General features: G+C 68.4%; 24 protein-coding genes. 13 read left to right on the forward strand and 11 right to left on the reverse strand.

Annotated elements, in window-relative coordinates; genetic code table 11:
- Nucleotides 1-11: 11 nt before the first annotated feature.
- From QN357_RS00260 to QN357_RS00270, 3 genes are all read left to right on the forward strand, one after another.
- The gene (locus QN357_RS00260) at nucleotides 12-680 is read left to right on the forward strand and encodes a nucleoside triphosphate pyrophosphatase (RefSeq protein WP_322189437.1); all 669 of its coding nucleotides are present in this window, start codon (nucleotides 12-14) and stop codon (nucleotides 678-680) included.
- A 109-nt stretch (nucleotides 681-789) separates the two neighbouring features.
- A complete protein-coding gene (locus QN357_RS00265) occupies nucleotides 790-2,559 on the forward strand; it encodes an acetyl/propionyl/methylcrotonyl-CoA carboxylase subunit alpha (protein ID WP_323504275.1) in 1,770 nt (589 codons plus the stop codon).
- A 54-nt stretch (nucleotides 2,560-2,613) separates the two neighbouring features.
- The gene (locus QN357_RS00270) at nucleotides 2,614-2,967 is read left to right on the forward strand and encodes an MmcQ/YjbR family DNA-binding protein (RefSeq protein ID WP_322189435.1); all 354 of its coding nucleotides are present in this window, start codon (nucleotides 2,614-2,616) and stop codon (nucleotides 2,965-2,967) included.
- A 108-nt stretch (nucleotides 2,968-3,075) separates the two neighbouring features.
- Here QN357_RS00270 and QN357_RS00275 read toward each other — a convergent pair whose 3' ends face one another.
- Nucleotides 3,076-4,509 (reverse strand): NAD(P)H-quinone dehydrogenase, encoded by a 1,434-nt coding sequence (locus QN357_RS00275; protein WP_322189434.1) that lies wholly within the window; start codon nucleotides 4,507-4,509, stop codon nucleotides 3,076-3,078.
- A gap of 181 nt (nucleotides 4,510-4,690) precedes the next feature.
- Here QN357_RS00275 and QN357_RS00280 point away from each other — a divergent pair, with 181 nt between their 5' ends.
- Entirely contained in the window at nucleotides 4,691-5,524 is an 834-nt protein-coding gene (locus QN357_RS00280; protein WP_134560705.1) for a purine-nucleoside phosphorylase, read from the forward strand.
- A 332-nt stretch (nucleotides 5,525-5,856) separates the two neighbouring features.
- Nucleotides 5,857-7,677 (forward strand): phospho-sugar mutase, encoded by a 1,821-nt coding sequence (locus tag QN357_RS00285; protein ID WP_416347599.1) that lies wholly within the window; start codon nucleotides 5,857-5,859, stop codon nucleotides 7,675-7,677.
- 27 nt (nucleotides 7,678-7,704) lie between these two features.
- Here QN357_RS00285 and QN357_RS00290 read toward each other — a convergent pair whose 3' ends face one another.
- From QN357_RS00290 to QN357_RS00335, 10 genes are all read right to left on the reverse strand, one after another.
- A complete protein-coding gene (locus QN357_RS00290; RefSeq protein ID WP_322189432.1) occupies nucleotides 7,705-7,977 on the reverse strand; it encodes a PTS sugar transporter subunit IIB in 273 nt (90 codons plus the stop codon).
- On the reverse strand, nucleotides 7,974-8,450 hold the full coding sequence (locus QN357_RS00295) for a PTS sugar transporter subunit IIA (RefSeq protein ID WP_322189431.1): 477 nt from the start codon (nucleotides 8,448-8,450) through the stop codon (nucleotides 7,974-7,976). Before QN357_RS00295 ends, QN357_RS00290 begins: the two co-directional genes overlap by 4 nt.
- A 41-nt stretch (nucleotides 8,451-8,491) precedes the next feature.
- A complete protein-coding gene (locus QN357_RS00300; RefSeq protein WP_322189430.1) occupies nucleotides 8,492-9,610 on the reverse strand; it encodes an adenosine deaminase in 1,119 nt (372 codons plus the stop codon).
- A gap of 108 nt (nucleotides 9,611-9,718) precedes the next feature.
- Nucleotides 9,719-11,029: a thymidine phosphorylase gene (locus QN357_RS00305; RefSeq protein ID WP_322189429.1), complete on the reverse strand. Its 1,311-nt coding sequence runs from the start codon at nucleotides 11,027-11,029 to the stop codon at nucleotides 9,719-9,721.
- Nucleotides 11,026-11,439, reverse strand: coding sequence for a cytidine deaminase (locus tag QN357_RS00310; protein ID WP_322189824.1), 414 nt, complete (start codon nucleotides 11,437-11,439; stop codon nucleotides 11,026-11,028). The genes QN357_RS00305 and QN357_RS00310 overlap by 4 nt, the downstream gene beginning before the upstream one ends.
- 50 nt (nucleotides 11,440-11,489) lie before the next feature.
- Entirely contained in the window at nucleotides 11,490-12,800 is a 1,311-nt protein-coding gene (locus QN357_RS00315; RefSeq protein WP_416173101.1) for an ABC transporter permease, read from the reverse strand.
- Nucleotides 12,797-14,086: an ABC transporter permease gene (locus QN357_RS00320; RefSeq protein WP_322189428.1), complete on the reverse strand. Its 1,290-nt coding sequence runs from the start codon at nucleotides 14,084-14,086 to the stop codon at nucleotides 12,797-12,799. Before QN357_RS00320 ends, QN357_RS00315 begins: the two co-directional genes overlap by 4 nt.
- On the reverse strand, nucleotides 14,083-15,603 hold the full coding sequence (locus QN357_RS00325) for an ABC transporter ATP-binding protein (protein WP_322189427.1): 1,521 nt from the start codon (nucleotides 15,601-15,603) through the stop codon (nucleotides 14,083-14,085). The genes QN357_RS00320 and QN357_RS00325 overlap by 4 nt, the downstream gene beginning before the upstream one ends.
- Before the next feature lie 108 nt (nucleotides 15,604-15,711).
- On the reverse strand, nucleotides 15,712-16,815 hold the full coding sequence (locus QN357_RS00330) for a BMP family ABC transporter substrate-binding protein (protein WP_322189426.1): 1,104 nt from the start codon (nucleotides 16,813-16,815) through the stop codon (nucleotides 15,712-15,714).
- Nucleotides 16,816-17,000: 185 nt separating this feature from the next.
- On the reverse strand, nucleotides 17,001-18,122 hold the full coding sequence (locus tag QN357_RS00335) for a mannose-1-phosphate guanylyltransferase (protein WP_322189425.1): 1,122 nt from the start codon (nucleotides 18,120-18,122) through the stop codon (nucleotides 17,001-17,003).
- A 100-nt stretch (nucleotides 18,123-18,222) separates the two neighbouring features.
- On the opposite strand from QN357_RS00335, the gene QN357_RS00340 reads away from it, so the two are divergent.
- The 8 genes from QN357_RS00340 (at nucleotide 18,223) to trpS (ending at nucleotide 26,357) form a co-directional block, all read left to right on the forward strand.
- Entirely contained in the window at nucleotides 18,223-19,377 is a 1,155-nt protein-coding gene (locus QN357_RS00340; RefSeq protein ID WP_322189424.1) for a glycosyltransferase family 1 protein, read from the forward strand.
- Between the two features lie 114 nt (nucleotides 19,378-19,491).
- Nucleotides 19,492-19,908, forward strand: coding sequence for a succinate dehydrogenase, cytochrome b556 subunit (gene sdhC, locus QN357_RS00345; RefSeq protein WP_134449412.1), 417 nt, complete (start codon nucleotides 19,492-19,494; stop codon nucleotides 19,906-19,908).
- Nucleotides 19,909-19,919: 11 nt separating this feature from the next.
- Entirely contained in the window at nucleotides 19,920-20,372 is a 453-nt protein-coding gene (locus QN357_RS00350) for a succinate dehydrogenase hydrophobic membrane anchor subunit (protein WP_322189423.1), read from the forward strand.
- Nucleotides 20,373-20,388: 16 nt separating this feature from the next.
- Nucleotides 20,389-22,203 carry a succinate dehydrogenase flavoprotein subunit gene (gene sdhA, locus QN357_RS00355; RefSeq protein ID WP_322189422.1) on the forward strand — a complete coding sequence of 605 codons (1,815 nt, stop codon included), beginning with the start codon at nucleotides 20,389-20,391 and terminating at the stop codon, nucleotides 22,201-22,203.
- On the forward strand, nucleotides 22,204-22,962 hold the full coding sequence (locus QN357_RS00360; protein ID WP_134449415.1) for a succinate dehydrogenase iron-sulfur subunit: 759 nt from the start codon (nucleotides 22,204-22,206) through the stop codon (nucleotides 22,960-22,962). It abuts the gene before it with no gap.
- Between the two features lie 378 nt (nucleotides 22,963-23,340).
- Nucleotides 23,341-24,423: a YihY/virulence factor BrkB family protein gene (locus QN357_RS00365; RefSeq protein ID WP_322136429.1), complete on the forward strand. Its 1,083-nt coding sequence runs from the start codon at nucleotides 23,341-23,343 to the stop codon at nucleotides 24,421-24,423.
- Between the two features lie 9 nt (nucleotides 24,424-24,432).
- The gene (locus tag QN357_RS00370; protein ID WP_322189421.1) at nucleotides 24,433-25,296 is read left to right on the forward strand and encodes an exodeoxyribonuclease III; all 864 of its coding nucleotides are present in this window, start codon (nucleotides 24,433-24,435) and stop codon (nucleotides 25,294-25,296) included.
- A gap of 56 nt (nucleotides 25,297-25,352) precedes the next feature.
- On the forward strand, nucleotides 25,353-26,357 hold the full coding sequence (gene trpS, locus QN357_RS00375; protein WP_322189420.1) for a tryptophan--tRNA ligase: 1,005 nt from the start codon (nucleotides 25,353-25,355) through the stop codon (nucleotides 26,355-26,357).
- The last annotated feature ends 36 nt before the right edge of the window (nucleotides 26,358-26,393 follow it).

Here is a 26,393-nt window from a genome sequence, read left to right on the forward strand (position 1 = left end):
CAAAGGGAACCATGCGCCTCTATCTGGCTTCGACCTCTCCGGCCCGGCTCACGCTCCTGCGTGCCGCGGGCATCGAGCCGGTCACGATCGCGCCCGGCGTCGACGAAGACGAGGTCGCAGCGGATGCCGCCCGGACGCTGGGCGCACCGCTGACGCCCCGTCACACGGTCGAGTTGCTCGCTCGCGCCAAGGCGGAGGACGTCTCCCGGGCGATCGTCGCCCTGGACGCCGAGGCCGCAGACGGTGACGACGTGCACCTTGTGCTCGGCGGGGACTCCGTCTTCGTCATCGATGGCGTGATCTACGGCAAGCCGCACACGGCCGAGCGGGCCAGGGAACGCTGGGAGCTGCAGCGCGGCCGCACCGGGCAGCTCTACTCCGGCCACTGGCTCATCGAACACAGGGCCGGCGTGCCCGGCCGAGCCGTCGGGGCCGTCGCGGTCGCCGACGTGACCTTCGCCGACGACATCGACGACGCAGAGCTCGACGCGTACATCGCGACGGGAGAGCCCCTGTTCGTGGCGGGGGCCTTCACGATCGACAGTCTGGGAGCCCCCTTCATCACCCACATCGAGGGCGATCCCTCGACCGTGGTCGGCTTGTCGCTGCCGACGCTGCGCCGGCTCGTGCTGAGGCTCGGCCACTCCTGGCCGAGCCTCTGGAACCGCGCGAAAGCCTGACGCGCAGCGGGTTTCGAGGGCGCCTTGTAGGCATCCATACCTTTTTCGGGGTTCTTTTTGTTGAAGAGAACCAAAGTCTCGGGCGCGATCTCCAATAAGCTCAGGCACTGTGTCCCGCATAACGAAGGTCCTCATCGCCAACCGGGGCGAAATCGCCGTCCGGGTGATTCGAGCCGCGAAAGACAGCGGCATTCTCTCGGTCGCCGTCTACGCCGACCAGGATCGTGACGCCGTGCACGCCCGCCTCGCAGATGAGGCGTACGGGCTCGACGGTACGACAAGCGCAGAAACCTACCTGGTCATCGAGAAGATCCTCTCGGTCGCCCGCCGTTCGGGTGCCGACGCCGTGCACCCCGGCTACGGTTTCCTCGCCGAGAACGCCGATTTCGCCCGCGCCGTGATCGACGCCGGCCTGGTCTGGATCGGCCCGTCTCCCGACGCCATCGAGCAGCTCGGAGACAAGGTCTCCGCGCGGCATATCGCCGAGCGGGTGAACGCTCCGATGGCCCCAGGCACGCTCAACCCGGTGGAGGGCGCGTCAGAGGTCCTCGACTTCATCGACCAGTACGGGCTTCCGGTCGCGATCAAGGCGGCCTTCGGCGGCGGCGGACGCGGCCTCAAGGTCGCCCGCACCCGCGAAGAGGTCCCTGAGCTCTTCGACTCGGCCGTGCGCGAGGCCGTCACCGCCTTCGGTCGCGGCGAGTGCTTCGTCGAGAAGTACCTCGACAAGCCCCGCCACGTCGAGACCCAGTGCCTCGCGGACGCCTACGGCAACGTCGTCGTCGTCTCCACCCGCGACTGCTCGCTGCAGCGTCGCCATCAGAAGCTCGTCGAGGAGGCACCGGCACCGTTCCTCACGACCGTTCAGCACGACGAGCTGTACCGCGCGTCCAAGGCCATCCTCAAGGAGGTCGGTTACCTCGGCGCAGGCACCTGCGAGTTCCTGATCGGCCAGGACGGCACCGTCTCCTTCCTCGAGGTCAACACCCGGCTCCAGGTCGAACACCCCGTCTCCGAGGAAGTCACGGGCATCGACCTCGTCCGCGAACAGTTCCGCCTCGCCGAGGGCGGTCGCCTCGACTACGACGACCCGATCCCGCGCGGGCACTCCTTCGAATTCCGGATCAACGGAGAAGACCCCGGCCGCGGGTTCATGCCCTCTCCCGGCCCCGTGCACGTCTTCAGGGCGCCGGGCGGCCCCGGCGTGCGCGTCGACAGCGGCGTGCAGGCCGGCGACGTCATCTCCGGTTCCTTCGACTCCCTGCTGGCCAAGCTCATCGTCACCGGCGCGACCCGCGAGGAGGCGCTCGAGCGTTCGCGCCGCGCCCTCGACGAGTTCGACATCGCGGGCCTCCCGACCGTGCTTCCGTTCCACCGCGCGATCGTGCGCGACCCCGCGTTCGCACCCTCGGACGGCGAGCCGTTCTCGATCTACACCCGGTGGATCGAAACCGATTTCGTCAACGACATCGAACCGTGGAACGGCTCCCTCACCGACGAGGGCACCGCCGAGAAGCGCCACAACGTCGTCGTCGAGGTCGAGGGCCGCCGCATCGAGGTCAGCCTCCCCGTGCGTCTCCTGCCCGGCACCGCCGAAAGCACCGCCGGTCCCGCCCCGCGTCGCCGTGGCGTGGCCCAATCGGTGAACACGGCCATCGGCGACGCCGTGGTCGCGCCGATGCAGGCCACGATCGTCAAGCTCGCCGTCGCTGAAGGCGACGTCGTCGTCAAGGGCGACCTGCTGCTCGTGCTCGAAGCCATGAAGATGGAACAGCCGCTCACCGCGCACAAGGACGGCGTGATCGGCAGCATCGGCGCCGTCGTCGGTGCCACGGTGTCGAGCGGGCATCTGCTGCTCGCCGTGACCGACGCCGCTTAGGCACCGCACGGCAGGCATCCGCTCGCACATCGTCGGCCGGGAAAGGGGACCGTCGTGGATCCGGACGAACTGACCGCGTTCCTGCTCGACCTGAACGGCGCCGTCGAGACGTACCCGTTCGGGCCTGAGGCCCGGGTGATGAAGGTCGCGGGCAAGATGTTCTCCGTCGACCAGCCGGATGCCCCGCGCCGGTCGATCACGCTCAAGGCGCTCCCGGAGAACGTGCCGCGGCTGATCCGCAGCGTTGCCGGCATCGAGCCCGGGTACCACATGAACAAGCGGCACTGGGTGACCGTGAGACTCGACGGCTCCGTGCCCGCCGGCCACGTGCGCGAGCTGATCACCGAGTCGCACGCGATCATCGTCGCCGCTCTCCCCCGCGCCATCCGCCAGTCCCTCCAGGGCTGACCCACCGTCCCGCGAGAGTACGTTTTCGGCCCTTAAAACCGCGCTTTAAGGGCCGAAAGTGCACTCTCGCGAGGACGCGGGGCGGGGTGTGTGGGGATCCGTTCGGGACTAGAGGACGATGTGCATCGCCCGGGCGGCATCCGTGATCGAGCCCGTCAGCGACGGATAGACCGGGAAGGCCCTGGCGACCTCATCGACGGTGAGCCGGTGCTCGACGGCGAGCGCGAGCGGGAAGATGAGTTCGCTCGCCTTCGGGGCGACGATGACGCCGCCGATGACGGTGCCGGTGGTCGTGGTCGCGAAGAGCTTGACGAAGCCGTCCTTGATCCCCATCATCTTCGCCCGCGGGTTCGCGGCGAGGGGCAGCTTGTAGATGGTCCCGCGCACGAGCCCGTCCTCGATCTGCTTCTGCGTCCAGCCGACGGTCGCGATCTCGGGCTGGGTGAAGATGTTGGCCGCAACATTGCGGATCTCGATCGGGTTCACCGCGTCGCCCATCGCGTGGAACACCGCCGTGCGGCCCATCATCGAGGCGACCGATGCGAGGGGCAGCTCGGTCGTGCAGTCTCCGGCCGCGTAGATGTTCGGCATCGAGGTGCGGGCGACCCGGTTCACCCGGATGTGCCCGGAGTCGGTCAGCTGCACTCCGGCCTCCTCGAGGCCGATCCCGCGGGTGTTCGGCACAGAGCCGACGGCGATCAGGCAGTGGCTGCCCTCGACCTTGCGGCCGTCGGACAGGGTCGCGAGCACCCCGGTGGAGGTGACGACGACGGATTCGGCGCGGGACTTGCTGAGGACGACCATCCCATTGCGCTTGAAGACGTTCTCGATCACTGCGGCGGCGTCGGCGTCCTCGCCGGGCAGCACCTGGTCGCGGCTCGAGATCAGGGTGACGCGGGCACCGAGGGCCCGGTACGCCGAGGCGAACTCGGCGCCGGTGACGCCGGACCCGACGACGATCAGGTGCTCGGGCACCGCCCGCAGGTTGTAGAGCTGGGTCCAGGTGAGGATGCGCTCACCGTCGGGGACCGCGGTCGGGAGGATGCGCGGGCTCGCGCCCACGGAGACGACGATGGTGTCGGCGCTGATCCGGTCGAAATCGGTGCCGGAGGCCTCCGAGGTCGCGACGATCACGCCGCTCGTGCCGTCGAGGCGGCCGTGGCCCTGCACGAGGCGTACTCCGGCGGTGACGAGCGTGGCCCGCATATCCTCGGACTGCTGGCGGGCGAGCGCGAGGAGGCGCTTGTTGACGGCGGCGAGGTTGATCGCGACCTCGGGGCGGCTCGGCTTGCCGTCGGCCCCGCGCACGTAGAGCTGGACGCCGAGCTCGGTCGCGTCGCCGATGGAGTTGGTGGCCTCAGCGGTGGCGATGAGGGACTTCGAGGGCACGACGTCCGTGATGACCGCCGACCCGCCGACGCCGACCTCTTCGACGAGGGTGACCTCCGCCCCGAGTTGTGCTCCGGCGATCGCCGCTTCGTATCCGCCGGGCCCTCCGCCGAGAATGACGATCTGCTGCTTGCGTTCGAACTCGTAGGCCATGGTGACATTCTGCCGTCCGCCGCCCTTCGCCACCAATCCCGGCAGGGGGCATCCGCCCGCCCCAACGCCCGCGCCGGACGAATTCGACGAAGTTTCTGAGATTTCCGCGCGTGAGAGGGCACTTTGGGCCCCGAATGCCCAAAATCTCCGTCGAATTGGTTCGGGCGAATAGAGTGGGGGGATGCCGACGATCGACGCAAACCCGCTGGACGAGCCACAAACCGATCCATTCGAGATCGCCCGGATCGCGGCGGAGGAAATCGCCGAGCTGACCGGCGTCACCCATCACGACGTCGCGCTGACCCTCGGCAGCGGGTGGGGCAAGGCCGCGGAGCTCATCGGCGAGACCACGCACACGATCCCCGCGCAGTCGATCACCGGATTCAGCGCCCCCGCGCTCGAAGGCCACGTCGGCACCCTGCGTTCCGTGCTCCTGCCGAACGGCAAGCGGGCTCTCGTCATCGGCGCGCGCACCCACTACTACGAAGGCCACGGCGTCCGCCGGGTCGTGCACAGCGTACGCACCGCTGCGGCAACGGGCGCGACGACCATGATCCTCACCAACGGGGCGGGCGGCATCCGCGAGACCTGGACCCCCGGAACGCCGGTGCTGATCAGCGACCACATCAACCTCACCGCGGACTCGCCGCTCGAAGGCGCGACCTTCATCGACCTGACCGACCTCTATTCGAAGCGGCTGCGCGACCTCGCCCGCACCATCGACCCCGGGCTCGACGAGGGCGTCTACTGCCAGTTCCGCGGACCGCACTACGAGACCCCCGCCGAGGTGCAGATGGCGAAGGCGATCGGCGGCCACATCGTCGGCATGTCGACGGCGCTCGAGGCCATCGCCGCCCGCCAGGCCGGCATGGAGATCCTCGGCCTGTCCCTCATCACCAATCTCGCGGCCGGGATCCAGAAGGAGCCGCTCAGCCACGCCGAAGTGCTCGTCGCAGGCAAGCAGGCCGAACCCGTGATCAGCGCACTCCTCGCCAGGATCGTGGCCGCCCTGTGAGCGCGACCGAGACCGGCACAGGGCCCACGAACACGGGGCCCACGAGCACAGGGCCCGTCGACGCCGGGCTGACCGGCACCGGTGAGGTCCGCGCGCGCGGGCGTCACCGGGCATTGCCGGATGCTCCCGCTTCCGCACTGCCCCCGACCCTCGCGCTCGAGATCGTGGAGATTCCGGTAGCGGCAGCAGCCGAATCAGCGGAGCCCGTTCCGCCCACCCCGGAAGCCCCGGCATCGCCGGTGGTTCCGGCGGCAGCCCAGGAACCCGCCGCTGCCCCACTGACGGCCCACCCGGCATCCGCCGCGGACGAGCAGGCCCCCGTCACCGCGGAAATGGACGCCACCGTCGCGGCGGCCTTCGTCCCGGCAGCGCTCGCCCACCCCGTTGGGGCATCGACGACGTCCGCACCGGCCCCTGCGCCCGACGACGCCGCCACGTTCGCCGCGGCCACCGCCTGGCTCGCCCAGGACCCGGACCCCGAGACCCAGGCCGAGCTGCGCGCCCTGCTCCGCGGGGCACAGTCCGCGGACGAGGCAGCAATCACCGAGCTGCACGCCCGCTTCGACGAGCGCCTCGCCTTCGGGACGGCCGGCCTCCGCGGCGCGATCGGCGCCGGCTCCAACCGGATGAACCGCGTCCTCGTGTCCCAGGCCGCGGCCGGCCTCGCCGCGTTCCTGATCGGAACCGCCCTTCCCGGCCAGACCCCCTCCGTCGTGATCGGCTACGACGGCCGCAAGAACTCCCAGGTCTTCGCGGCCGACAGTGCCGCGATCATGGCGGGTGCCGGCGTCCGCGCCATCCTGCTGCCCCGCCTGCTGCCGACGCCCGTCCTCGCCTTCGCCGTCCGCCACCTCGACGCGAGCGCCGGCGTCATGGTCACCGCCTCGCACAATCCCGCGGCCGACAACGGCTACAAGGTCTACCTCGGCGGCGCGAACAGCGGGTCCCAGATCGTTTCACCGGACGACGCGTTCATTGCGGCGGAGATCCACCGCGTGGCGACGCACACGACCATCCCCGACCTGCCGCGCGGCGCCTACGAGACCGCGGAGGAGACCGTCGTCCAGGCCTACATCGCCGCGACCGCCGCAACCGTCGGCCCGCCGCGCGCCCAGGTCAACGCCGTCTACACGGCCATGCACGGGGTCGGCTGGGACACCACCCGCCGCGTGCTCGAGGCTGCGGGCTACGACCTGCCGACCCTCGTCGACGCGCAGATCGCCCCGGACCCGACCTTCCCGACCGTCGCGTTCCCGAACCCGGAGGAGCCGGGCGCCCTCGACCTCGCCTTCGCGACCGCCCGCGAGATCGACGCCGAACTCGTCATCGCGAACGACCCGGACGCCGACCGCCTCGCGATCGCGATCCCCGACGCCGACGCCGCGGGCGGCTACCGTCGCCTCACCGGCAACGAGGTCGGTGCGATCCTCGGCTGGCGTGCAGCGGAACGGGCAGAACTGGCGCCCCTCGCCGACGACGCCGCCACGGACGACGACGCGGAAACCTCCGCCCCAGCCCCGCGCAACGGCACCCTGGCCTGCTCGATCGTCTCGTCGCCTGCGCTGAAGGCCGTGGCGGATGCCTACGGCATGCGCTTCGAAGAGACCCTCACCGGGTTCAAGTGGGTCTCCCGCGCCCCCGGTCTCGTCTTCGGCTACGAGGAAGCCCTCGGCTACCTCGTGAATCCGACGACCGTGCGCGACAAGGACGGCATCTCCGCGGCCCTCGCGCTGCTCTCCCTCGTGAGCGACCTGAAGAACGAGGGCTTCACCCTCGCGGACCACCTGCACCACTTCAGCGGCCGTTTCGGGCACTTCTCGTCGAGCCAGATCTCGGTGCGCGTCACCGACCTGTCGTCGATCTCCCGGGTGATGGACCGGCTGCGCTCGAACCCGCCGGTGTTCATCGGCCGGATCCGCGTCGACCACATCGACGACCTCGCCGGCGGCTTCCTCGGCCTGCCCCCGAGCGATGTGCTCCGGATCCGACTCGTCGGAGGCGCCCGCGTGATGGTGCGCCCGAGCGGCACGGAGCCCAAGCTCAAGGTCTACCTCGACACGAGCAGCGTCGTCGGCACGGTGGTGGAGCGCCAGGTCGCCGCCAACGCCGTGCTCGCCGAGCTCGAGCGCGGTATGCGCGAGCTCATCGCGTAGGGCTAGAACCTCCGCACCGCTCCGGGTTCAGCCGAGCGCTTCCTCGAGCTTGGTGGTGAGCTCGTCGACGTCGAAATAGTTGTCGATCACGACGATGTCCGCGTTGGTCTTGCCGATGTGGGCCACGAGCTCCGATGAGGTCAGGATCACCTGCGCGTCCGCGCCGACGGTCTGCACGGAGGCAACGTCGGTCGCCGTCACCTCGGCGTCGATGTCGAGCCGGGCGAGAGCCCGTTCTGCGTTCATCTTCAGGATCGCGGAGGTGCCGACTCCGACCCCGCACAGGGCGACGATCTTCATTCCTGGACCCCGCTGGCTTCTCCGGCGGGTGCCGTCACGCCGAGCAGCGAACGGATGCCGGCGGCATCCGTCGCGGCCGCAAGCGCAGGGATGACCCGCGGGTCATTAAAGAGGTTCGCGAGTTCGGCGACGAGCAGCACGTGCTCATCGCCCGTCGTCACGGCGAGGCCGAGGACCACGCTGACCGGGTCGTTGTGCGGGTGGCCGAAGGCGACGGGTTCCGCGAGGGTCACGATGCTCAGGCCCTCTGCGAGGACATCGGGGCCTGGGCGCGCGTGGGCGAGGGCCAGGCCGGGGGCGATCACGACGTAGGCGCCGAACTCTTCGATGACGTCGATCATCCGTTTCGTGTAGCCGGGGCCTGTCGACCCCGAGCGCTCGAGACCGTCGCCGGCCGCGGTCACGGCGGTGCGCCAGTCGGCCACGTGGATGCCGATCGCGATGGCGGTAAGAGGCAGGTCTGGGAGTTGCATAGGTTCTTTCACTGGGGTTGCGTGGCGGGGTCTGCGGACTCTCAGGCCTCTTCGAAGCCCGCGACGATGGCGTCGGCGAGCTCTTCGCGCTCTTCGAGCGGGAGGAACGCGGACTGGGCGGCGTTGAGCTGGAAGACCTCGAGGTCGTCGATGTCGTAGCCGAAGGCGTCGCTCAGCAGCGCGAGTTCCTGACTCAGGCTCGTGTCGCTCATCAGCCGGTTGTCGGTGTTGACGGTGACCCGGAAGCCGAGCTGGTAGAGCAGGTCGAAGGGGTGGTCGAGCAGGTCGTCACCCCAGGCGGCGATTGCGCCGGTCTGCAGGTTCGACGACGGGCTCAGTTCGAGGGCGATCTCGCGGTCGCGCACCCACTGTGCGACCGGGCCGAGGGTGACGTAGGTGTTGTCGTCGTCCTCGCGGCCGATCACGATGTCTTCGGCGAGGCGCACGCCGTGACCGAGGCGCAGTGCGCGGCCGTCGAAGAGGGCGCCGCGGATGCTGCCCAGCCCGTCGGCCTCTCCGGCGTGCACCGTGACCGGCATGAACTCCTTGGCGAGGTAGTCGAATGCTGCGATGTGGTTGCGGGCGGGGAAGCCGAGCTCCGCTCCGGCGATGTCGAAGCCGACGACGCCGTTGCCGCGGTGGCGTACGGCGAGTTCGGCGATCTCGAGGCCGCGGTTCGCGTGGCGCATCGCGGTGATGAGCTGGCCGACCCGGATGGTGGACCCGAATTCTGCCGCCTCGTCGACGCCGGACTCGAGCCCCTCCTGCACGGCCTCGACAACCTGGTCGAGGGTGAGCCCGCGGGTGAGGTGCTGTTCGGGTGCCCAGCGGATCTCCCCGTAGATGACACCGTCTGCTGCGAGGTCCAGCACGAATTCGTGGGCGACCCTGGTGAGGCCCTCACGGGTCTGCATCACGGCCGTCGTCACATCGAAGGTCTTGAGGTAATCCACGAGCGAGCCGGAGTTGGCCTGGTCGGCGAACCAATCGCCGAGGGCGGCAGCTTCCGTCGACGGCAGGGCGAGACCGATGGCCTCGGCGAGCTCGATGATCGTCTGGGGGCGCAGGCCGCCGTCGAGGTGGTCGTGCAGCGATATTTTGGGCAGCGCATTGATGCTCGTACCACCGGGCAGCAGGAATTCCTCAAGGCTCGTATTCACGCTCACCAATCTACCGGCCCCGGCCTCCCCCGGCTCCTCCCCAGGCATATCTCCCGTAATTTATTGTGATCGGCAACACACCGGTTCCGTGCGGAGATCGAGCAGTGCTCAGCGACCGATGCGCTCGGCGATGAGGGGGCCGCCGTCGAGCACGGGCTCGCCGGGGTCGCCGATCCGGTATGCGCCCTCGAGGGCCTCCAGGGCCCTGGTGAAACGCTCCGGCTCGTCGGCGCTGAGGGTGAAGAGCGGCTGCCCTGCGCGCACGGTGTCGCCCGGCTTGGCGTGCAGGTCGATCCCTGCGGCGTGCTGCACGGGGTCCTGCTTGCGGGCACGGCCCGCCCCGAGACGCCAGGCGCCGATCCCGAACGGCAGCGCCTGCTGCTCGACGAGCACCCCGTCACGGTCTGCCGTGACGATGTGGGTTTCCTTCGCGACCGGCAGTGCGGCATCCGGGTCGCCGCCCTGGGCGCGGATGACCTCGCGCCACTTGTCCATGGCCCGCCCGTCGGTGAGGGCAGCGGCGACGTCGACGCCGGTGATCCCGGCGAGCTCGAGCATCTCGGTCGCGAGGGCGATCGTGAGCTCGACGACGTCTGCAGGCCCGCCGCCGGCGAGCACCTCGACCGATTCGCGGACCTCGTTCGCATTTCCGATCGCGAAGCCGAGCGGCACGTTCATGTTGGTGAGCAGGGCGGATGTCGCCACCCCGGCATCCTCGCCGAGCGCGACCATCGTGCGGGCGAGCTCCCGGGAGAGCTCGATGTCCTTCAGGAATGCGCCGGACCCGAATTTCACGTCGAGGACGAGCGCGCTCGTGCCCTCCGCGATCTTCTTCGACATGATCGAGGAGGCGATCAGCGGGATCGCCTCGACGGTTCCGGTGATGTCGCGGAGGGCGTAGAGCTTGCCATCGGCCGGGGCGAGGCCGCCGCCCGCCGCGCAGATCACGCCGCCGTGGTCGCGGAGCTGGGCGAACATCTCCTCGTTGCTGAGGTGGGCGCGCCAGCCGGGGATCGACTCGAGCTTGTCGAGGGTGCCGCCGGTGTGCCCGAGGCCGCGGCCGGAAAGCTGCGGAACGGCCGCGCCGAAGACCGCGACGAGCGGCATCAGCGGGAGGGTGATCTTGTCGCCGACGCCGCCGGTGGAGTGCTTGTCGGTTGTCGGCTTGCCGAGGCCGGCGAAGCTCATCCGCTCGCCGCTGTTGATCATGGCGAGGGTGAGGTCCTTGATCTCCCGGCGGGTCATGCCGTTCAGGAAGATCGCCATGGTCATCGCGGCCATCTGCTCGTCGCCGACGTAGCCGCGGGTGTACGCGTCGATCAGCCAGTCGATCTGGGGGGTGGCGAGTTCGCCGTGGTCGCGCTTGGTGCGGATCAGGTCGACGGCGTCGAAGGCTTCGAGGTGGGTCTGGGTGTTCACTGGTGTTCTTCCCGGTAGTCGGCGAGCTGGCGGGGCCCGAAGGCGTCCGGCAGGACCTGGTCGATGGTGCGGAGGCCCGAGACTGTTTCCAGCAGCATGCCGGGTGCGGAGTGTTCGTAGAGGAGCTGGCGGCAGCGGCCGCACGGCATCAGCAGGTTGCCGTTGCCGTCGACGCAGCTGAAAGCGAGGAACCTGCCGCCGCCGGTGAGGTGCAGCACGGAGACGAGGGCGCACTCCGCGCACAGCGTGAGGCCGTACGAGGCGTTCTCCACGTTGCATCCGCTGATCACCCTGCCGTCGTCGACGAGGGCCGCCGCGCCGACGGGGAACTTCGAGTACGGCGCGTACGCGAGGCTCATCGCCTCGGTCGCGGTGCTGCGGAGGAGCGCCCAGTCGATGGCGGGAGCCACGTGGCCGGACTCCGGTTCGTTCTTTCGCGCGGGTTCGTTCTTTCGGGAGCTCACGATTTGATGTACGGCTTTCCGGAGGCCGCTGGCCCCCGTGACTGGCCGACGAGGCCGGCGACGGCGAAGATCGTGACGAGGTAGGGCAGCATCAGCATGAATTCGCTCGGCACCGGGGAGCCGATGATGCTGAGCACGTTCTGCAGGTTGCTCGCGAAGCCGAAGAGCAGCGCGGCGAGGGTGGCCCTGATCGGGTCCCAGCGGCCGAAGATGACGGCGGCGAGGGCGATGAACCCGGCGCCGGCTGTCATCTCTTTGCCGAAGGCGCCGACCGAGCCGAGGGTGAAGTACGCCCCGCCGAGACCGGCGATCGCGCCCGCGAGGGAGACGTTCCAGAACCGGGTGCGGGCGACGTTGATGCCCACGGTGTCCGCGGCCTGAGGATGCTCGCCGACGGCGCGCAGGCGGAGGCCCCACTTGGTGTGGAAGAGGCCGAAGTACACGCACGCCACGGCCACGTACATGATGTAGACGATCAGGGTCTGCCGGAAGAAGACCGGGCCGATGATCGGGATCTCGCTCAGCAGCGGGATGTTGATGTTCTCGAACCTCGGCGGGCTGTTGAGCGTCCCTGCGTTCGGGGCGAGCAGCTGGGAGAACAGGAAGCCGGTGACCCCGGAGACGAGCACGTTGAGCACGACGCCGACGATGACCTGGTCGACGAAGTACTTGATCGCGAACGCGGCGAGCACGAAGGAGACGAGCACGCCGGCGACCATCGCCGCGACAAGCCCGAGCAGCGGCTGCTGGGTGATCGACGCGACCATCGCCGAGGTGAACGCACCCGCCAGCAGCTGGCCCTCGATCGCGACGTTGACCACGCCGACCCGTTCGGAGATGACGCCGCCGAGCGCACCGAAGATGAGCGGGACGGCGAGGCTCAGCGACCCGAAGAGCAGCCCGGGCACGGGGATCGTGTGGTCGGCGGAGGCCCAGGCCAGGAAGCCGACCAGCAGGAACACCGCGAACACGGTGACGAGCCAGATCGGCACCTTCGCCTTCGAGCGCACGAGCCATCCGCTCGCCGCCGTGATCAGGAGCAGGAGGGCGACGACCGCGATGCCGGTCGGCCGGGTGGGCAGGACCACGTCGGGCAGCTGAATCAGGTCGGTCGTGGTGGACAGGCGCATGGTGCTCTCGCCGTCACGACCGAAGACGACGAGCAGCAGGAAGCCGAGCACAGTGAAGATCGCGAGGGCGATCGGGGTCTTCCAGCTCTTGATCTGCTCGAAGTCGGGCCCTGCGGCAGTGACTGCTGCGCCCGGTCCGGTGGACCCGGCCGGTGAAACGGTTGTCGGAGTGCTCACGAGGCCACCACCTCCGTGGGTGTCGTGGTGCGTTTCCGGGGCGTCTTCGCACCGGGGGTCTTCTGGCCCGGCGTCGGCAGCCGGAAGATGGCGCGCACGAGGGGCGGCGCCGCGATGAACAGGACGATGAGGGACTGCACGATCAGCACGATATCGATCGGGACGCCCTCTGCTGCCTGCATCGAGAACCCGCCCGCCTTGAAGGCGCCGAAGAGGATGCCTGCGGCGAAGACCCCCCACGGGCGTGAGCGGCCGAGCAGCGCGACGGTGATCGCGTCGAACCCGATGCCGGAGTCGATGCCGGCGTCGAAACCGCTCGTCGACGTGCCGAGTACCTGGTTGATGCCTGCGAGGCCGACGAGGCCGCCGGAGAACAGCATCGCGTAGACGTACATCCGGTCGACGCTGATCCCGGCCACCCGGGCCGCGTGCGGGTTGAGCCCCACGGCGCGGAACTGGAAGCCGAGATTCGAGCGCGACAACAGCCACCAGGTGAAGATCGTCGCGATGATCACGAGGATGAACCCGAGGTGCAGGTTGTACGCGGGGCCGAGCAGGTCGGGGAACACGGCCGTCGGTTTGCTCGCGGGACTCTGCGGGTTGTTGGACCCCGGCGTCTTCAGGAAGCCGTCGCGCAGCAGGTAGCTGACGAGGTAGTAGGCGACGTAGTTCAGCATGATCGTCGTGATGACCTCGTGCGCACCGGTGCGTGCTTTGAGCAGGCCGACGATGCCGCCCCAGAGTGCGCCGCCTGCGACACCGACGACGAGGGCGACGACCAGGTGGATGCCGGCGGGCAGGTCGAGCGCGAAGGCCACCCAACCGCCGAGCGCGGCCGCGATGAGCATCTGGCCGCGACCGCCGATGTTGAACAGCCCGACACGGAAGCCGAGCGCAACGCCGAGGCCGGCCGCGATCAGCGGGGTCGCGAAGGTGAGGGTCTCGGTGAGCGGTTTGATCCCGGACGCGAAATCCGGCTTGCGGAAGTTGTAGATCGACCCCTGGAACAGGGCGGAGTACGCGCCGGACACGGAATTCCAGGCCGCGACGACGGTGTCGCCCGGTCGGGAGAAGAAGTAGACCGACGCATTCTGGACGTCCTCGTTGGTGAAGGCGATCAGGATCGCGCCGACGAGCAGGGCGAGGACGACGGCGAGGACGGAGATGATGGCGTTCCCGGTCGTGATCTCACGGAAGACCTGGTACGCGCGACTCGGCTGGTCAGGCTGGTCCGGCCCGACCGGCTTCCCGCTGGAAACCGGCGGGGTCTGCAGGGTCTCGCTCATGCTGCCGCTCCTTCTTCGGTCGGCGTTTCGCCGGCCATCATCAGCCCCAGTACGGCCCGGGGGGTGTCGCCGGGGACGATGCCCACGACGCGGCCGCGGAACATCACCAGGATCCGGTCGGCGAGCGCGGCGACCTCGTCGAGTTCGGTCGAGATCACGATGACCGGGGTGCCGGCATCCCGGGTCGCGATGATGCGCTCGTGCACGAATTCGATCGAACCGACGTCGAGGCCGCGGGTCGGCTGGGCGGCGATGAAGAGGCGCAGGTCGCGGCTGAGCTCCCTGGCGAGGACGACCTTCTGCTGGTTTCCGCCGGAGAGGCGGGCGACGAGTGTGTCGATGCCCTGGGAGCGCACATCGAATTCCTTGACCTTGTCCTCGGCGAACCGGGCGAGGAAGGATAGCTGGACGTTGAAGCGTTTGACGAACGGCGGCTGGTGCGACCGGTCGAGCATCAGGTTCTCTGCGATCGTGAATTCGCCGACGAGGCCGTCCTCTGTGCGGTCCTCTGGCACGAAGCCGACGCCGGCGTCGAGGATCCGGCGCACGGTGTGGTTGCGGAGCGAGGCACCGTCGAGGGTAATGTCGCCGGAGACGCGCGGCTGGAGGCCCATCAGGGCCTCGGTCAGCTCGGTCTGCCCGTTTCCCTGCACTCCGGCGATGGCGAGGATCTCGCCGGCGTGCACGGTGAAGCTCACGTTGTTGACGAGCACCTGCCCGCGCGGGTCGAGCACAGTGAGGTCGGTGACGACGAGGGCAGGGGCACCGGGCGCGGCCGGGGACTTGTCGACGGTGAGGTCGACGGCGCGGCCGACCATCATCGTGGCGAGTTCCTCGTTGCTCGCGGTGGGCGAGGCCTGGCCGACGACGGCACCGAGGCGGATGACGGTGATCCGGTCCGCGACGGCGCGCACCTCCCGGAGTTTGTGGGTGATGAAGACGATCGAGGTGCCGGAGTCGCGCAGCTGGCGCATGATGCCCATCAGCTCGTCGGTCTCCTGCGGGGTGAGCACCGCGGTCGGCTCGTCGAAGACGAGCACCTTCGCATCGCGGGAGAGCGCCTTGATGATCTCGACCCGCTGCTGCACTCCGACGGGGAGGTCCTCGACGAGGGCGTCGGGGTCGACGTCGAACCCGAACCTGGCCGAGATCTCGGTCACCCGGCGGCGGGCGGCCGGGAGATCGAGGTGGCCGCCGAACCCGGTCTCTTCGTGGCCGAGCATGACGTTCTCGGCGACGGTGAAGACGGGGATGAGCATGAAGTGCTGGTGCACCATGCCGATGCCGGCGGCCATGGCGTCGCCGGGTCCGGAGAAGTGCTGGACGACGTCGTCGAGCAGGATCTCGCCTTCTTCGGCCCGGTAGAGGCCGTAGAGCACGTTCATCAGGGTGGACTTCCCTGCACCGTTCTCGCCGAGCAGCGCGTGGATCTCGCCGGCCTCGACAGTGAGGTTGATGTGGTCGTTGGCGACCAGGGCACCGAATCTCTTCGTAATGCCGCGAAGTTCGAGCTTCATACTTCCCGATTCTATTGAGCAGCCGGCCGGGGGGTCAGCGGCCGGGGGTTAAAGCACACGGGGAGGCCAGCTCTCGCTGGCCTCCCCGCGATGGCACTTCCTGGTGTGTTACTTCGGGGTGGACGGCGACGTGACCGTGAGCTTGCCGCTGATGATGTCGGCCTTGATCGCGTCGACCTCCTTCACGAGCGCGGGGTCGACCTTGGATTCCCAGTCGTGCAGGGGCGCGATGTCGACGCCCTTGTTCTCGAGGGTGCCGATGTACGGGGTCGCGCTGAACTTGCCGTTCGCCGCGTCAACGACGATCGCCTTGGTCGCATCCGCCATCTGCTTCATGATCGAGGTGAGGTAGAGCGCCTTCGTGGCCGGTGCGGTCGCGTAGAGGTCGCTGTCGACGCCGACGATGGCAACGTCCTTGCCGGAGTCCTGGATGGCCTGCGCGGTGCCCTGGAAGAGCGGTCCGGCAACCGGAAGGATGATGTCGGCGCCCTGGTCGATCAGGTTGGTGCTGAGCGCCTTGCCCTGGTTGATGTCGTCGAAGCTGCCGGCGAAGGTTCCGGCCTGGGCGGCCTTGTCCCAGCCGAGGAGCTTGACGGACTTCGACTTCTGGGTGTTGTAGTACGTCACGCCATCGGCGAAGCCGTCCATGAAGATCGTCACGGATGGGAACTGCTTGCCGCCGTAGGTGCCGACGATGCCGGTCTTGGTGGTGCCCGCAGCGAGGTAACCGGCGAGGAAGGCGGCCTGGGCGGTGTCGTAGAGCACCGGCTTGACGTTGTCGAGGGCAAGGGGGCTGAAGTCGTCATTCGACAGTGCGGAGTCGATGATGGCGAAGTCGGTCGTGGGGCTGGCCTTGGCCGCGTCGCGGGTGGTGTTCGCGAGCGCGAAGCCGACCGTGAGGATGAAGTTGCAGTTCTGGTCGACCATGCTGCTGACGTTGCCCGCGTACTGGTCGGTCGTCTTGGACTCCGCCTGCTTGAACTTGACGCCGAGGGCATCCGCTGCCTGGGTCATTCCGTCGAAGCTCGACTGGTTGAAGGACTTGTCGTCGAAGCCGCCGGCGTCGGAAACGATGCAGGGGGTGAAGTCGGTGACCGCAGCGGTCGACGTGGCGCCGCCGGTGCTCGGCGCCGCCGCACAACCGGCGAGCAGGGCTACGGCGCCCAGGGTGGCGAGTCCGCTGAAAACGGCCCTTCGTTTGGTGATTGTCAAGATGACCTCCATTGCTGGCCCGGCGCGGGTTCGACGGGGCTGTGTGCAATCAGGTTACCCAATGTTTCACTGCTCAGTTGAGCAAACTCGATAGGTGCGCTAAGCGTTATCAACCCGCTACCTGTACGAAACAAATCCGTGCACAATTAGCCGGAGACCGGCACAAACGATTCAGACGGTGTCGGCTACAACACGTCGCTGCTCCCGGAGAGCTTGAGGGCGTCGACGACGGCCTTCACTTTCTGCGCATTCGCGCTCGTCGTCACGAGCAGAGCGTCCGGCGTGTCGATGACGACGATGTCCTCGACGCCGATCAGCGCGATCATCCGGCCGGTGTGGCTCACGACGATTCCGCTCGACGAGTCCGCGAGAACGCGTGCGCCCTCACCGAGGATCGCCAGGTCGCGCTTCCGCCCGTTCGCGTGGATCTTGGCGATCGACGCGAAGTCGCCGACGTCGTCCCAGTCGAACTGGCCGGGGATGACGGCGAGCTGGCCGCGGGCCGCGACCGGCTCCGCGACGGTGTAGTCGATGGCGATCTTCTTGAGCTTCGGCCAGACCTTGTCGACGACGGCGCCGCGACGCGGGGTGTCCCAGGCATCGGCGAGCTCGAGGAGCCCGGCGAGCAGCTCGGGCTCCGCAGCGCCGATCTCTTCGAGCAGGCGATCGGCCCTGGCGATGAACATTCCCGCGTTCCAGAGGTAGTGGCCGCTCGCGACGTACGCCTCCGCCGTCGCGAGGTCGGGCTTCTCGACGAAGGAGTCGACGGACTGCGCGTTCGGCGCCCCCGGGATATCGAGCGGCGCGGCCGTCTTGATGTAGCCGAATCCGATCGCGGGCTCCGTCGGCCGGATGCCGATCGCGACGATGTACCCGGCATCCGCTGCCGCGACGGCCTCGACGATGGTCTGGCGGAACAGGATGGCGCCCTTGATGACGTGGTCGGCCGCGAAGGACCCGATGATGACGCCGGGTTCGCGTTTCTCGAGGATGGCGGCGGCGAGGCCGATGGCCGCCGTCGACTCGCGCGGCTCGCTCTCGAGCACGACATTGAGGTCGGCGAGCTCCGGCAGCTGCGCCTCGACGGCGGCGCGGTGCGCGCGACCGGTGACGACCATGATGCGCTGGTCGCCGGCGAGGGGGGCCAGCCGGTCCCAGGTGTCCCTGAGCAGGGTCTGGCCTGACCCGGTGAGGTCGTGCAGGAACTTCGGCGCGTCCGCGCGGGAGAGCGGCCACAGGCGGGATCCGATGCCGCCGGCGGGGATCACGCTGTAGAAGCGCTCGAGTGGGTCAGGTGCCTGGGTCATTCGGCCAGACTACAGGCCGCCGGGGGGCTGTTCACCGGGTATTCACGCAGTGGTTCCGGGTATTCACGTGCTTGTTTCGAGGGGTGCATACGCTCGAAACATGCGGGTTGCTGTCGTCAGTGAAAGTTTCCTCCCCACGGTCAGTGGGGTCACCACGAGCGTCTGCAAGGTGCTCGAGCACCTGCAGCGCACCGGGCACGAGGCGATCGTCATCGCCCCCGCCGGTGCTCCTTCCGAATACGCGGGTTTCCCGGTGTTCAGCGTCCCCGCCGTCTCCTACCGCCAGTTCCCTGTCGGGATGCCGAGCCCGCACGTGCAGCGCCTGCTCGCCGATTTCGGCCCGGACGTCGTGCACGCGGCCTCCCCGTTCCTCCTCGGCGCCCAAGGCATCGCGTCGGCGAACCGCCTCGACATCCCGAGCGTCGCGATCTTCCAGACGGATGTCGCCGGTTACGCCAGGCGCAACCGGCTCGGCCAGGCGACGAAGGTCGCCTGGCGCCTCGTCAAGTGGATCCACGACGGCGCCGACCTCACCCTCGTGCCCTCCTCTGCCTCGATGGCGGACCTCGAACGGGTCGGCGTGCGCAGGCTCGCCCGGTGGACGCGCGGCGTCGACCTCGTCGGCTACCACCCGAACCGGAGGAGCGAACCGGCCGTCGCCGAGCTGCGCAAGCGCCTGTCCCCGAACGGTGAGGTCGTGGTCGGCTACGTCGGCCGGATGGCGCCGGAGAAACAGGTCGAACGGTTCCGTGCCCTCAGGGGCGTTCCGGGCATCCGTGTCGCCCTCGTCGGCGACGGGCCGTCCGTGCCGCTCATCCAGCGCGAACTCGCCGGCGTGCCGGTGACGTGGCTCGGCCGGCTCTCCGGGTCCGCCCTCGCCGACGCTTACGCCGCGTTCGACGTCTTCGTGCACGCCGGGACCGAAGAGACCTTCGGCCAGACGATCCAGGAGGCGCACGCGGCTGGGCTCCCCGTCGTCGCCCCGCACGCCGGCGGCCCGATCGACCTCGTCGCGCACGGCGACAACGGATTCCTCTTCACTCCAGACGACGAACGCGATCTGCGGCGCTGTGTCACGCGGCTCGTGGATGACGCGCCGCTCCGGCTGCGGATGGGCGAATCCGGCAGGAGGGCGGTGCTCGGCCGCTCGTGGGAGAACGTCTGTGAAACCCTTGTCGGTTACTACGACAAAGTCATCGACGAACGTGCCGCCATCCGCGTGATGACGGCGGTTCCGCTGTCAATGCAGCGCTGAGGGCCCTCGCGGATAATATCTCGGCCTAGAGACACTTAGGATGGTTGCACGCGCACCAGCGCAGTGCCGGCCTGCACTATTCGAGGCCGCTCATTCAGCCAGGGAAGGTTGGTCATGCCTCAGCAATCGGCACGGACATTGACATCCCAGCAGAAGACCACGTCACGCCGCCCCGCAGGAACCCTGTACCGGGGCCGCGAGGGTATGTGGTCGTGGGTCCTCCACCGGATCACCGGTGTTGCGATCTTCTTCTTTCTGCTGGTCCACATTCTGGACACGGCGCTCGTGCGCGTGAGCCCCGAGGCGTACAACGCGGTCATCTCGACTTACCAGACGCCGATCATGGGTCTCGGCGAGACGGCGCTCGTCGCGGCGATCGTGTTCCACGCGTTCAACGGGATCCGGATCATCCTGATCGACTTCTGGAGCGCGAAGTACCAGAAGGTGATGTTCTACGTCGTCATCGGCCTCTGGGTCGTCACGATGCTGGGCTTCGCCCCCCGCCACCTCATGAACGTCTTCAGTCACTAGGAGGAGCAGCCATGGCAACCACACTCGACTCCCCCAGGAGCCCATACGCGCGCCCGACGGGCAAGCGCGGCACCAACTGGGAAAAATGGGGCTGGATCTACATGCGCGGCTCCGGCGTCGTGCTCATCGTGCTCATCTTCGGTCACCTCTTCGTGAACCTGATGATCGGCAAGGGCGTCGACGCCCTCAACTTCGGCTTCGTCGCCGGCAAGCTCGCGAGCCCGTTCTGGCAGTGGTGGGACGTGGCGATGCTCTGGCTCGCCCTGATCCACGGCGGCAACGGCATGCGCACGATCGTGAACGACTACGCGACCCAGCGGGTCACCCGCGGCATCTTCAAGTGGGCCATCCTCGCCGCCGTCGTGATCCTGATCGTGCTCGGCACGCTCGTGGTCTTCACCTTCGACCCCTGCCCGGCCGGTTCGCCCGCCGACCTTCTTCCCACGTTCTGCCCGGCCATCTAGGAGCTCACACCAGCACATGACGGATGTATCAAACACCGCACCGACCGAATCCACCGTGATCGACGGCGTGCACTACCACAAGTTCGACATCGTGATCGTGGGAGCAGGCGGCGCAGGGATGCGCGCAGCCATCGAGGCCGGACCAGGGGCAAGCACCGCGGTCATCTCCAAGCTCTACCCGACCCGTTCGCACACGGGAGCCGCCCAGGGCGGCATGGCCGCAGCGCTCGCCAATGTCGAGGAAGACAACTGGGAGTGGCACACCTTCGACACCGTCAAGGGCGGCGACTACCTCGTCGACCAGGACGCGGCTGAGATCCTCGCGAAGGAGGCCATCGACGCGGTCATCGACCTCGAGAACATGGGCCTGCCCTTCAACCGCACCCCGGAGGGCAAGATCGACCAGCGCCGCTTCGGCGGCCACACGAGCGACCACGGCAAGGCGCCCGTGCGCCGCGCCTGCTACGCCGCCGACCGCACCGGCCACATGATCCTGCAGACCCTGTACCAGAACTGCGTCAAGCGCGGCATCAACTTCTTCAACGAGTACTACGTGCTCGACCTCGTGATGACCCCGGTCGACGGTGTCGACCAGCCGTCCGCCGTCGTCGCACTCGACCTGTCGAGCGGCGAACTGCACGTCTTCCAGGGCAAGGCCTTCATCTTCGCGACCGGCGGCTTCGGCAAGATCTACAAGACCACCTCGAACGCGCACACCCTCACCGGTGACGGCGTCGGCATCATCTGGCGCCAGGGCCTTCCGCTCGAGGACATGGAGTTCTTCCAGTTCCACCCGACCGGCCTCGCCGGCCTCGGCATCCTCCTCACCGAGGGAGCCCGTGGTGAGGGCGCGATCCTGCGCAACGCCTCAGGCGAGCGCTTCATGGAGCGGTACGCCCCGACGATCAAGGACCTCGCCCCGCGCGACATCATCGCGCGCTGCATGGTCAAGGAGGTCGCGGAGGGCCGCGGCGCCGGACCGAACAAGGACTACCTGTACCTGGACTGCACCCACCTGGGCGCCGAAGTGCTCGAGACCAAACTGCCGGACATCACCGAGTTCGCCCGCACCTACCTCGGCGTCGACCCGGTCACCGAACCGGTGCCCGTGATGCCGACGGCGCACTACGCCATGGGCGGCATCCCGACCAACGTCAACGCCGAGGTGCTGCGCAACAACACCACCGTCGTTCCCGGCCTCTACGCCGCCGGCGAGTGCGCGTGCGTCTCGGTGCACGGCTCGAACCGGCTCGGCACCAACTCGCTCCTGGACATCAACGTCTTCGGCAAGCGCGCGGGCAACAACGCCGTCGCCTACGTGAAGACCGCGGAGTTCACCCCGCTGCCCGATGACCCGGCCGGGACGGTGCGCGAACTGCTCGAGGGCATCCGCTCGTCGACAGGGACAGAGCGCATCGCCGTGCTGCGCAAGGAACTGCAGGAGACGATGGATGCGAAGGCGCAGGTCTTCCGCACCGACGAGTCGCTCTCCGAGGTCACCGAGGTGATCCACTCGCTGCGCAACCGGTACAAGAACATCGGCGTGCAGGACAAGGGCCGCCGGTTCAACACCGACCTGCTCGAGGCCGTCGAACTCGGCTTCCTGCTCGACCTCGCCGAGGTCGTCGTGTACTCCGCCCGCAACCGCAAGGAAAGCCGCGGCGGCCACATGCGCGACGACTACCCCCTGCGCGACGACGTGAACTACCTCGTGCACACGATGGCGTACCTCACCGGTGACCCGCTCTCAGCGGATGCCGCAGACCACATTGCGCTGGACTGGAAGCCAGTCACCATCACGCGCTACCAGCCGATGGAAAGGAAGTACTGAGTGAGCACCGCATTCGCAGACGCCCCGGTCGTGCCCGAGGAGATTCAGTCCTTCACCGTCACGCTCATCATCCGACGCTTCAACCCGGAGGTCGACGACGAGCCGCACTGGGAAGACTTCGACGTGCAGATGTACCCGACCGACCGGGTGCTCGACGCATTGCACAAGATCAAGTGGGAGCAGGACGGCTCCCTGTCGTTCCGGCGTTCCTGCGCGCACGGTATCTGCGGCTCTGATGCGATGCGCATCAACGGCCGCAACCGCCTGGCCTGCAAGACGCTGATCAAGGACCTCGACATCACCAAGCCGGTCTACGTGGAGGCGATCAAGGGACTTCCGCTCGAGAAGGACCTCATCGTCGACATGGAGCCGTTCTTCGAATCGTTCCGGGCCGTTCAGCCGTTCCTGGTGTCCAACACCGCGCCCGTCGGCGGCAAGGAGCGCATCCAGACCGTCGCCCAGCGCGAGCGTTTCGACGACACCACGAAGTGCATCCTCTGCGCGGCGTGCACCTCGAGCTGCCCGGTGTTCTGGACGGACGGGCAGTACTTCGGCCCGGCCGCGATCGTGAACGCGCACCGCTTCATCTTCGACTCACGCGACGAGAACGCAGCCGTTCGCCTCGACATCCTGAACGACCGGGAGGGCGTCTGGCGCTGCCGGACGACCTTCAACTGCTCGGAGGCGTGCCCGCGCGGCATCCAGGTGACGCAGGCGATCGCCGAGGTCAAGCAGGCGATCCTGCGCGGCAAGGCCTGAGCGCAGGAGTCTCACACGCACGAATCTCATCCGGAGTAGCCGGTGGCGCCGACTCGGGTTTCGTCGCCACCGGCTGGTCGCGCGAGCCGGCGGCTGGCCGGGTCGAGTGACCGTCGCTCAGTCCACGAGCCAGATCGACCCGGCTCGGACAGTGCCGAACGAGCCGTTCTGGACCCGGGAGCGCCGCGCCGGAGCGAGGCGATCGGGCCCGGCCGGGACATCCGCTTCGGGTGTCGGATGACCGGTCTGGACGGGTGGACTCTCGGATCGTCGCAGATCCGGGCGGTCGGGCGCAAGAGGTGAGGGAGTCTCACGAGTGATTGCGCCCCCGAACTGGGGGTATTCGTGGGCGTTTGCGGAAATCGTTAGGCTTATGCGGTGAAGCCGCCCGCATTCGTGAACCGACTGACGACCCTGTCCAAGCGCATCATGCAGTGGCGGCCCGTGCGTGCATTCACGCACTTCGGGGAAAGCAGCGGTGCGATCCTCGCCGGGGGCATGACCTACCAGGCTATTTTCGCGATCTTCGCGGCGGTCTGGGTGGGCTTCTCGATCGCCGGGCTCTGGCTGACCTCGAACCCGGCGCTCCTCGACCAGCTGTACTCCCTGATCAACCAGTCCATCCCCGGGTTGATCGGCAAGGGTGGAGTGATCGACCCGACCCAGCTCGCGAGCCCGGGGGCGCTGACCTGGACCGGTGCGATCGCCCTCGTCGGCCTGATCGGCACGACCCTCGGCTGGCTCTCGACGACCGCGCAGGCCGTGCGCAGCATCTTCGGGATGCCGCGCGACGGCACCTTCTTCCTGCTCGTCAAGCTCAGGGAGCTCGGCCTCGGTGCGGGCTTCGGGCTCGCGCTCATCGTCTCCGCGCTGATCTCCCTCGCGAGCACGGAGGCCCTCGGCGGCATCCTCGGCTTCCTCGGCGTCTCGCGGGACTCGCTCGGGTTCATCGTGGGGGCGCGCACGATCGGGCTGCTCGTCGTGCTCCTCATCGACACCGTCACACTCGCCGTGCTGTTCCGGGTGCTGAGCCGGGTGCACATCCCGTTCCGGAAGCTCGTGTCCGGCTCCCTGCTCGGCGGGGTCGCGCTCGGCGGGCTCAAGGTGCTCGGCGGCGCCCTCCTCGGTGGGGCGGGCAAGAACCCCTTGCTCGCGACCTTCGCCGTCGTGATCGGGCTGCTGATCTGGTTCAACTTCATGAACACGGTGATCCTCCTCACCGCCTCCTGGATCTCGGTCGGGATGCAGGACGCGGGCATCCCGCCGCAGCCGGTGAACCCGGACGAGGCCGCGGCGGCGGCGGAAGCCCGCGAGCTCGAGGCGCGGCGGATCGCCGCGCTCGCGGAGCTGCGGGATGCCAGGGCGGCCCACGAGGCGTCCTCCTGGGGCCGGCGCTGGGCATCCGCTCGCCGGCTGCGCGCCGCCGAGAAGCGCGCAGCCCCCTTCGCCCCGCCGACCTAGACTTGGTTCATGCCGTCTACGCCTGCAGCTTCAACGCCGTCTGCCCAGCCGCTTCGCATCGCCTCGATCAACGTCAACGGGGTGCGCGCTGCTTACCGTAAGGGGATGGGCGACTGGCTGGCCGGACGGGACGTCGACATCCTCGCCATCCAGGAGGTCCGCGCTTCGACCGAGGACCTCGAAGGCCTGCTCGGGCCGGAGTGGAGCATTCTCCACGATGCCGCGACGGCCAAGGGACGGGCCGGGGTCGCCCTCGCGAGCCGGTCGACGGCATCCATTCACCGGGTCGAACTCGGCGCGGAGGACTTCGACAGCGCCGGGCGCTGGCTCGAGGCCGACTACGAGGTGAACGGCACGATCGTGACCGTCGTGAGCACCTACGTGCACTCCGGCGAGACCGACACCCCGAAGCAGGTCGAGAAGTACAAGTTCCTCGATGCGATGCTCGCTCGGCTGCCCGAGCTCGCGGCGCACAGTGAACGCGCGGTCGTGCTCGGCGACCTCAACGTCGGGCACCGCACCCTCGACATTAAGAACTGGCGCGGCAACCGCAAGCACGCCGGGTTCCTGCCGGAGGAGCGGGCGTACTTCGACCGCATCCTCGGCGCGGAGGACGAAGCCGGCTACAACGCCGGCGCCGGTCTCGGCTGGGTCGACGTCGGCCGCAAGTGGGCCGGTGAGGTGGAGGGGCCGTACACGTGGTGGTCGCAGCGCGGCAAGGCCTTCGACACGGATACCGGTTGGCGACTGGACTACCAGCTCGCGACCCCGCTCCTGGCGGCATCCGTCGTCGACTACACGGTCGACCGCGCGGATGCCTACGACCGGCGCTGGTCGGACCACTCCCCCGTCGTCGTCGACTACGCGCTCTGACCCATTTCACGCCTCCGGCTCCGGCCCGCGGCCACACGCTACGAAAGATCTGAATCATGGACAAGCCCCGTCTCTACTCCGGCATGCAGCCGTCGGCCGAATCGCTGCAGATCGGCAACTACATCGGCGCCCTGCTGAACTGGAAGTCGCTGCAGGAGACGCATGACGCGTTCTTCTCGATCGTCGACCTGCACGCGATCACCGTCGCGCAGGACCCGGCCAAGCTGCGGGAGAACACCCGCCGCACCGCGGCGCAGTACATCGCGAGCGGGATCGACCCCGACGCCTCGACGCTCTACGTGCAGTCGCACGTTGCCGCGCACGCGCAGCTCGCCTGGGTGCTGAACACCATCACCGGTTTCGGCGAGGCCAGCCGGATGACCCAGTTCAAGGACAAGTCTGCCAAGCAGGGTTCCGACGGCACCACGGTCGGACTGTTCGCGTACCCGATCCTGATGGCCGCGGACATCCTGCTCTACGACACGGTCGTCGTTCCCGTCGGCGAGGACCAGCGCCAGCACGTCGAGCTGACCCGCGACATCGCGGCGCGGTTCAACGCGCGATTCGGCGACACGTTCGTGGTGCCGGAGGCCTCCATCCAGAAGGAGACCGCCAAGATCTACGACCTGCAGAACCCGCTGTCGAAGATGTCGAAGTCGGCAGAGTCGCACGCCGGCGTGATCTGGGTGCTCGATGAGCCCTCGGTCACCGCCAAGAAGATCATGCGCGCGGTGACGGATGCCGATGGCGGCGTGGTCTTCGACCGGGAGAACAAGCCCGGCGTGGCCAACCTGCTCACGATCTACTCGACCATGGCCGGGCGCACGGTCCAGTCCCTCGAGGACGAATACGCCGGCCGCGGCTACGGGGACCTCAAGAAGGGCCTCGCCGAGGTCGTCACAGGTACCTTCGGTCCGATCCGCGCCCGGGTGATCGAGCTGCTCGACGACCCGGCCGAGCTCGACCGCCTGCTGGCCGTCAACGCCGCGCGGGCGGCATCCGTTGCCGATGCCACCCTCGCCCGTGCGTACGACCGCGTCGGCCTGCTCCCGCCCCGCTGACCACCCGCCCGCGCGCCCTGAGGCACACGGCCGAGA

Origin of the sequence: Cryobacterium sp. RTC2.1, assembly GCF_035018685.1 — a bacterium.
Classification (GTDB): domain Bacteria; phylum Actinomycetota; class Actinomycetes; order Actinomycetales; family Microbacteriaceae; genus Cryobacterium; species Cryobacterium glucosi.

Excerpts from the sequence above, each read along its gene's own strand:
- QN357_RS00275 (WP_322189434.1), bottom strand. The coding sequence starts at position 4,509 with ATGGCCTACGAGTTCGAACGCAAGCAGCAGATCGTCATTCTCGGCGGA.
- QN357_RS00350 (WP_322189423.1), top strand. The coding sequence starts at position 19,920 with ATGGCAACCACACTCGACTCCCCCAGGAGCCCATACGCGCGCCCGACG.
- QN357_RS00335 (WP_322189425.1), bottom strand. The coding sequence starts at position 18,122 with ATGACCCAGGCACCTGACCCACTCGAGCGCTTCTACAGCGTGATCCCC.
- sdhC (WP_134449412.1), top strand. The coding sequence starts at position 19,492 with ATGCCTCAGCAATCGGCACGGACATTGACATCCCAGCAGAAGACCACG.
- QN357_RS00370 (WP_322189421.1), top strand. The coding sequence starts at position 24,433 with ATGCCGTCTACGCCTGCAGCTTCAACGCCGTCTGCCCAGCCGCTTCGC.
- trpS (WP_322189420.1), top strand. The coding sequence starts at position 25,353 with ATGGACAAGCCCCGTCTCTACTCCGGCATGCAGCCGTCGGCCGAATCG.
- QN357_RS00320 (WP_322189428.1), bottom strand. The coding sequence starts at position 14,086 with ATGAGCGAGACCCTGCAGACCCCGCCGGTTTCCAGCGGGAAGCCGGTC.
- QN357_RS00285 (WP_416347599.1), top strand. The coding sequence starts at position 5,857 with ATGGACGCCACCGTCGCGGCGGCCTTCGTCCCGGCAGCGCTCGCCCAC.
- QN357_RS00325 (WP_322189427.1), bottom strand. The coding sequence starts at position 15,603 with ATGAAGCTCGAACTTCGCGGCATTACGAAGAGATTCGGTGCCCTGGTC.
- QN357_RS00340 (WP_322189424.1), top strand. The coding sequence starts at position 18,223 with ATGCGGGTTGCTGTCGTCAGTGAAAGTTTCCTCCCCACGGTCAGTGGG.
- QN357_RS00290 (WP_322189432.1), bottom strand. The coding sequence starts at position 7,977 with ATGAAGATCGTCGCCCTGTGCGGGGTCGGAGTCGGCACCTCCGCGATC.
- QN357_RS00260 (WP_322189437.1), top strand. The coding sequence starts at position 12 with ATGCGCCTCTATCTGGCTTCGACCTCTCCGGCCCGGCTCACGCTCCTG.
- QN357_RS00280 (WP_134560705.1), top strand. The coding sequence starts at position 4,691 with ATGCCGACGATCGACGCAAACCCGCTGGACGAGCCACAAACCGATCCA.
- QN357_RS00295 (WP_322189431.1), bottom strand. The coding sequence starts at position 8,450 with ATGCAACTCCCAGACCTGCCTCTTACCGCCATCGCGATCGGCATCCAC.
- sdhA (WP_322189422.1), top strand. The coding sequence starts at position 20,389 with ATGACGGATGTATCAAACACCGCACCGACCGAATCCACCGTGATCGAC.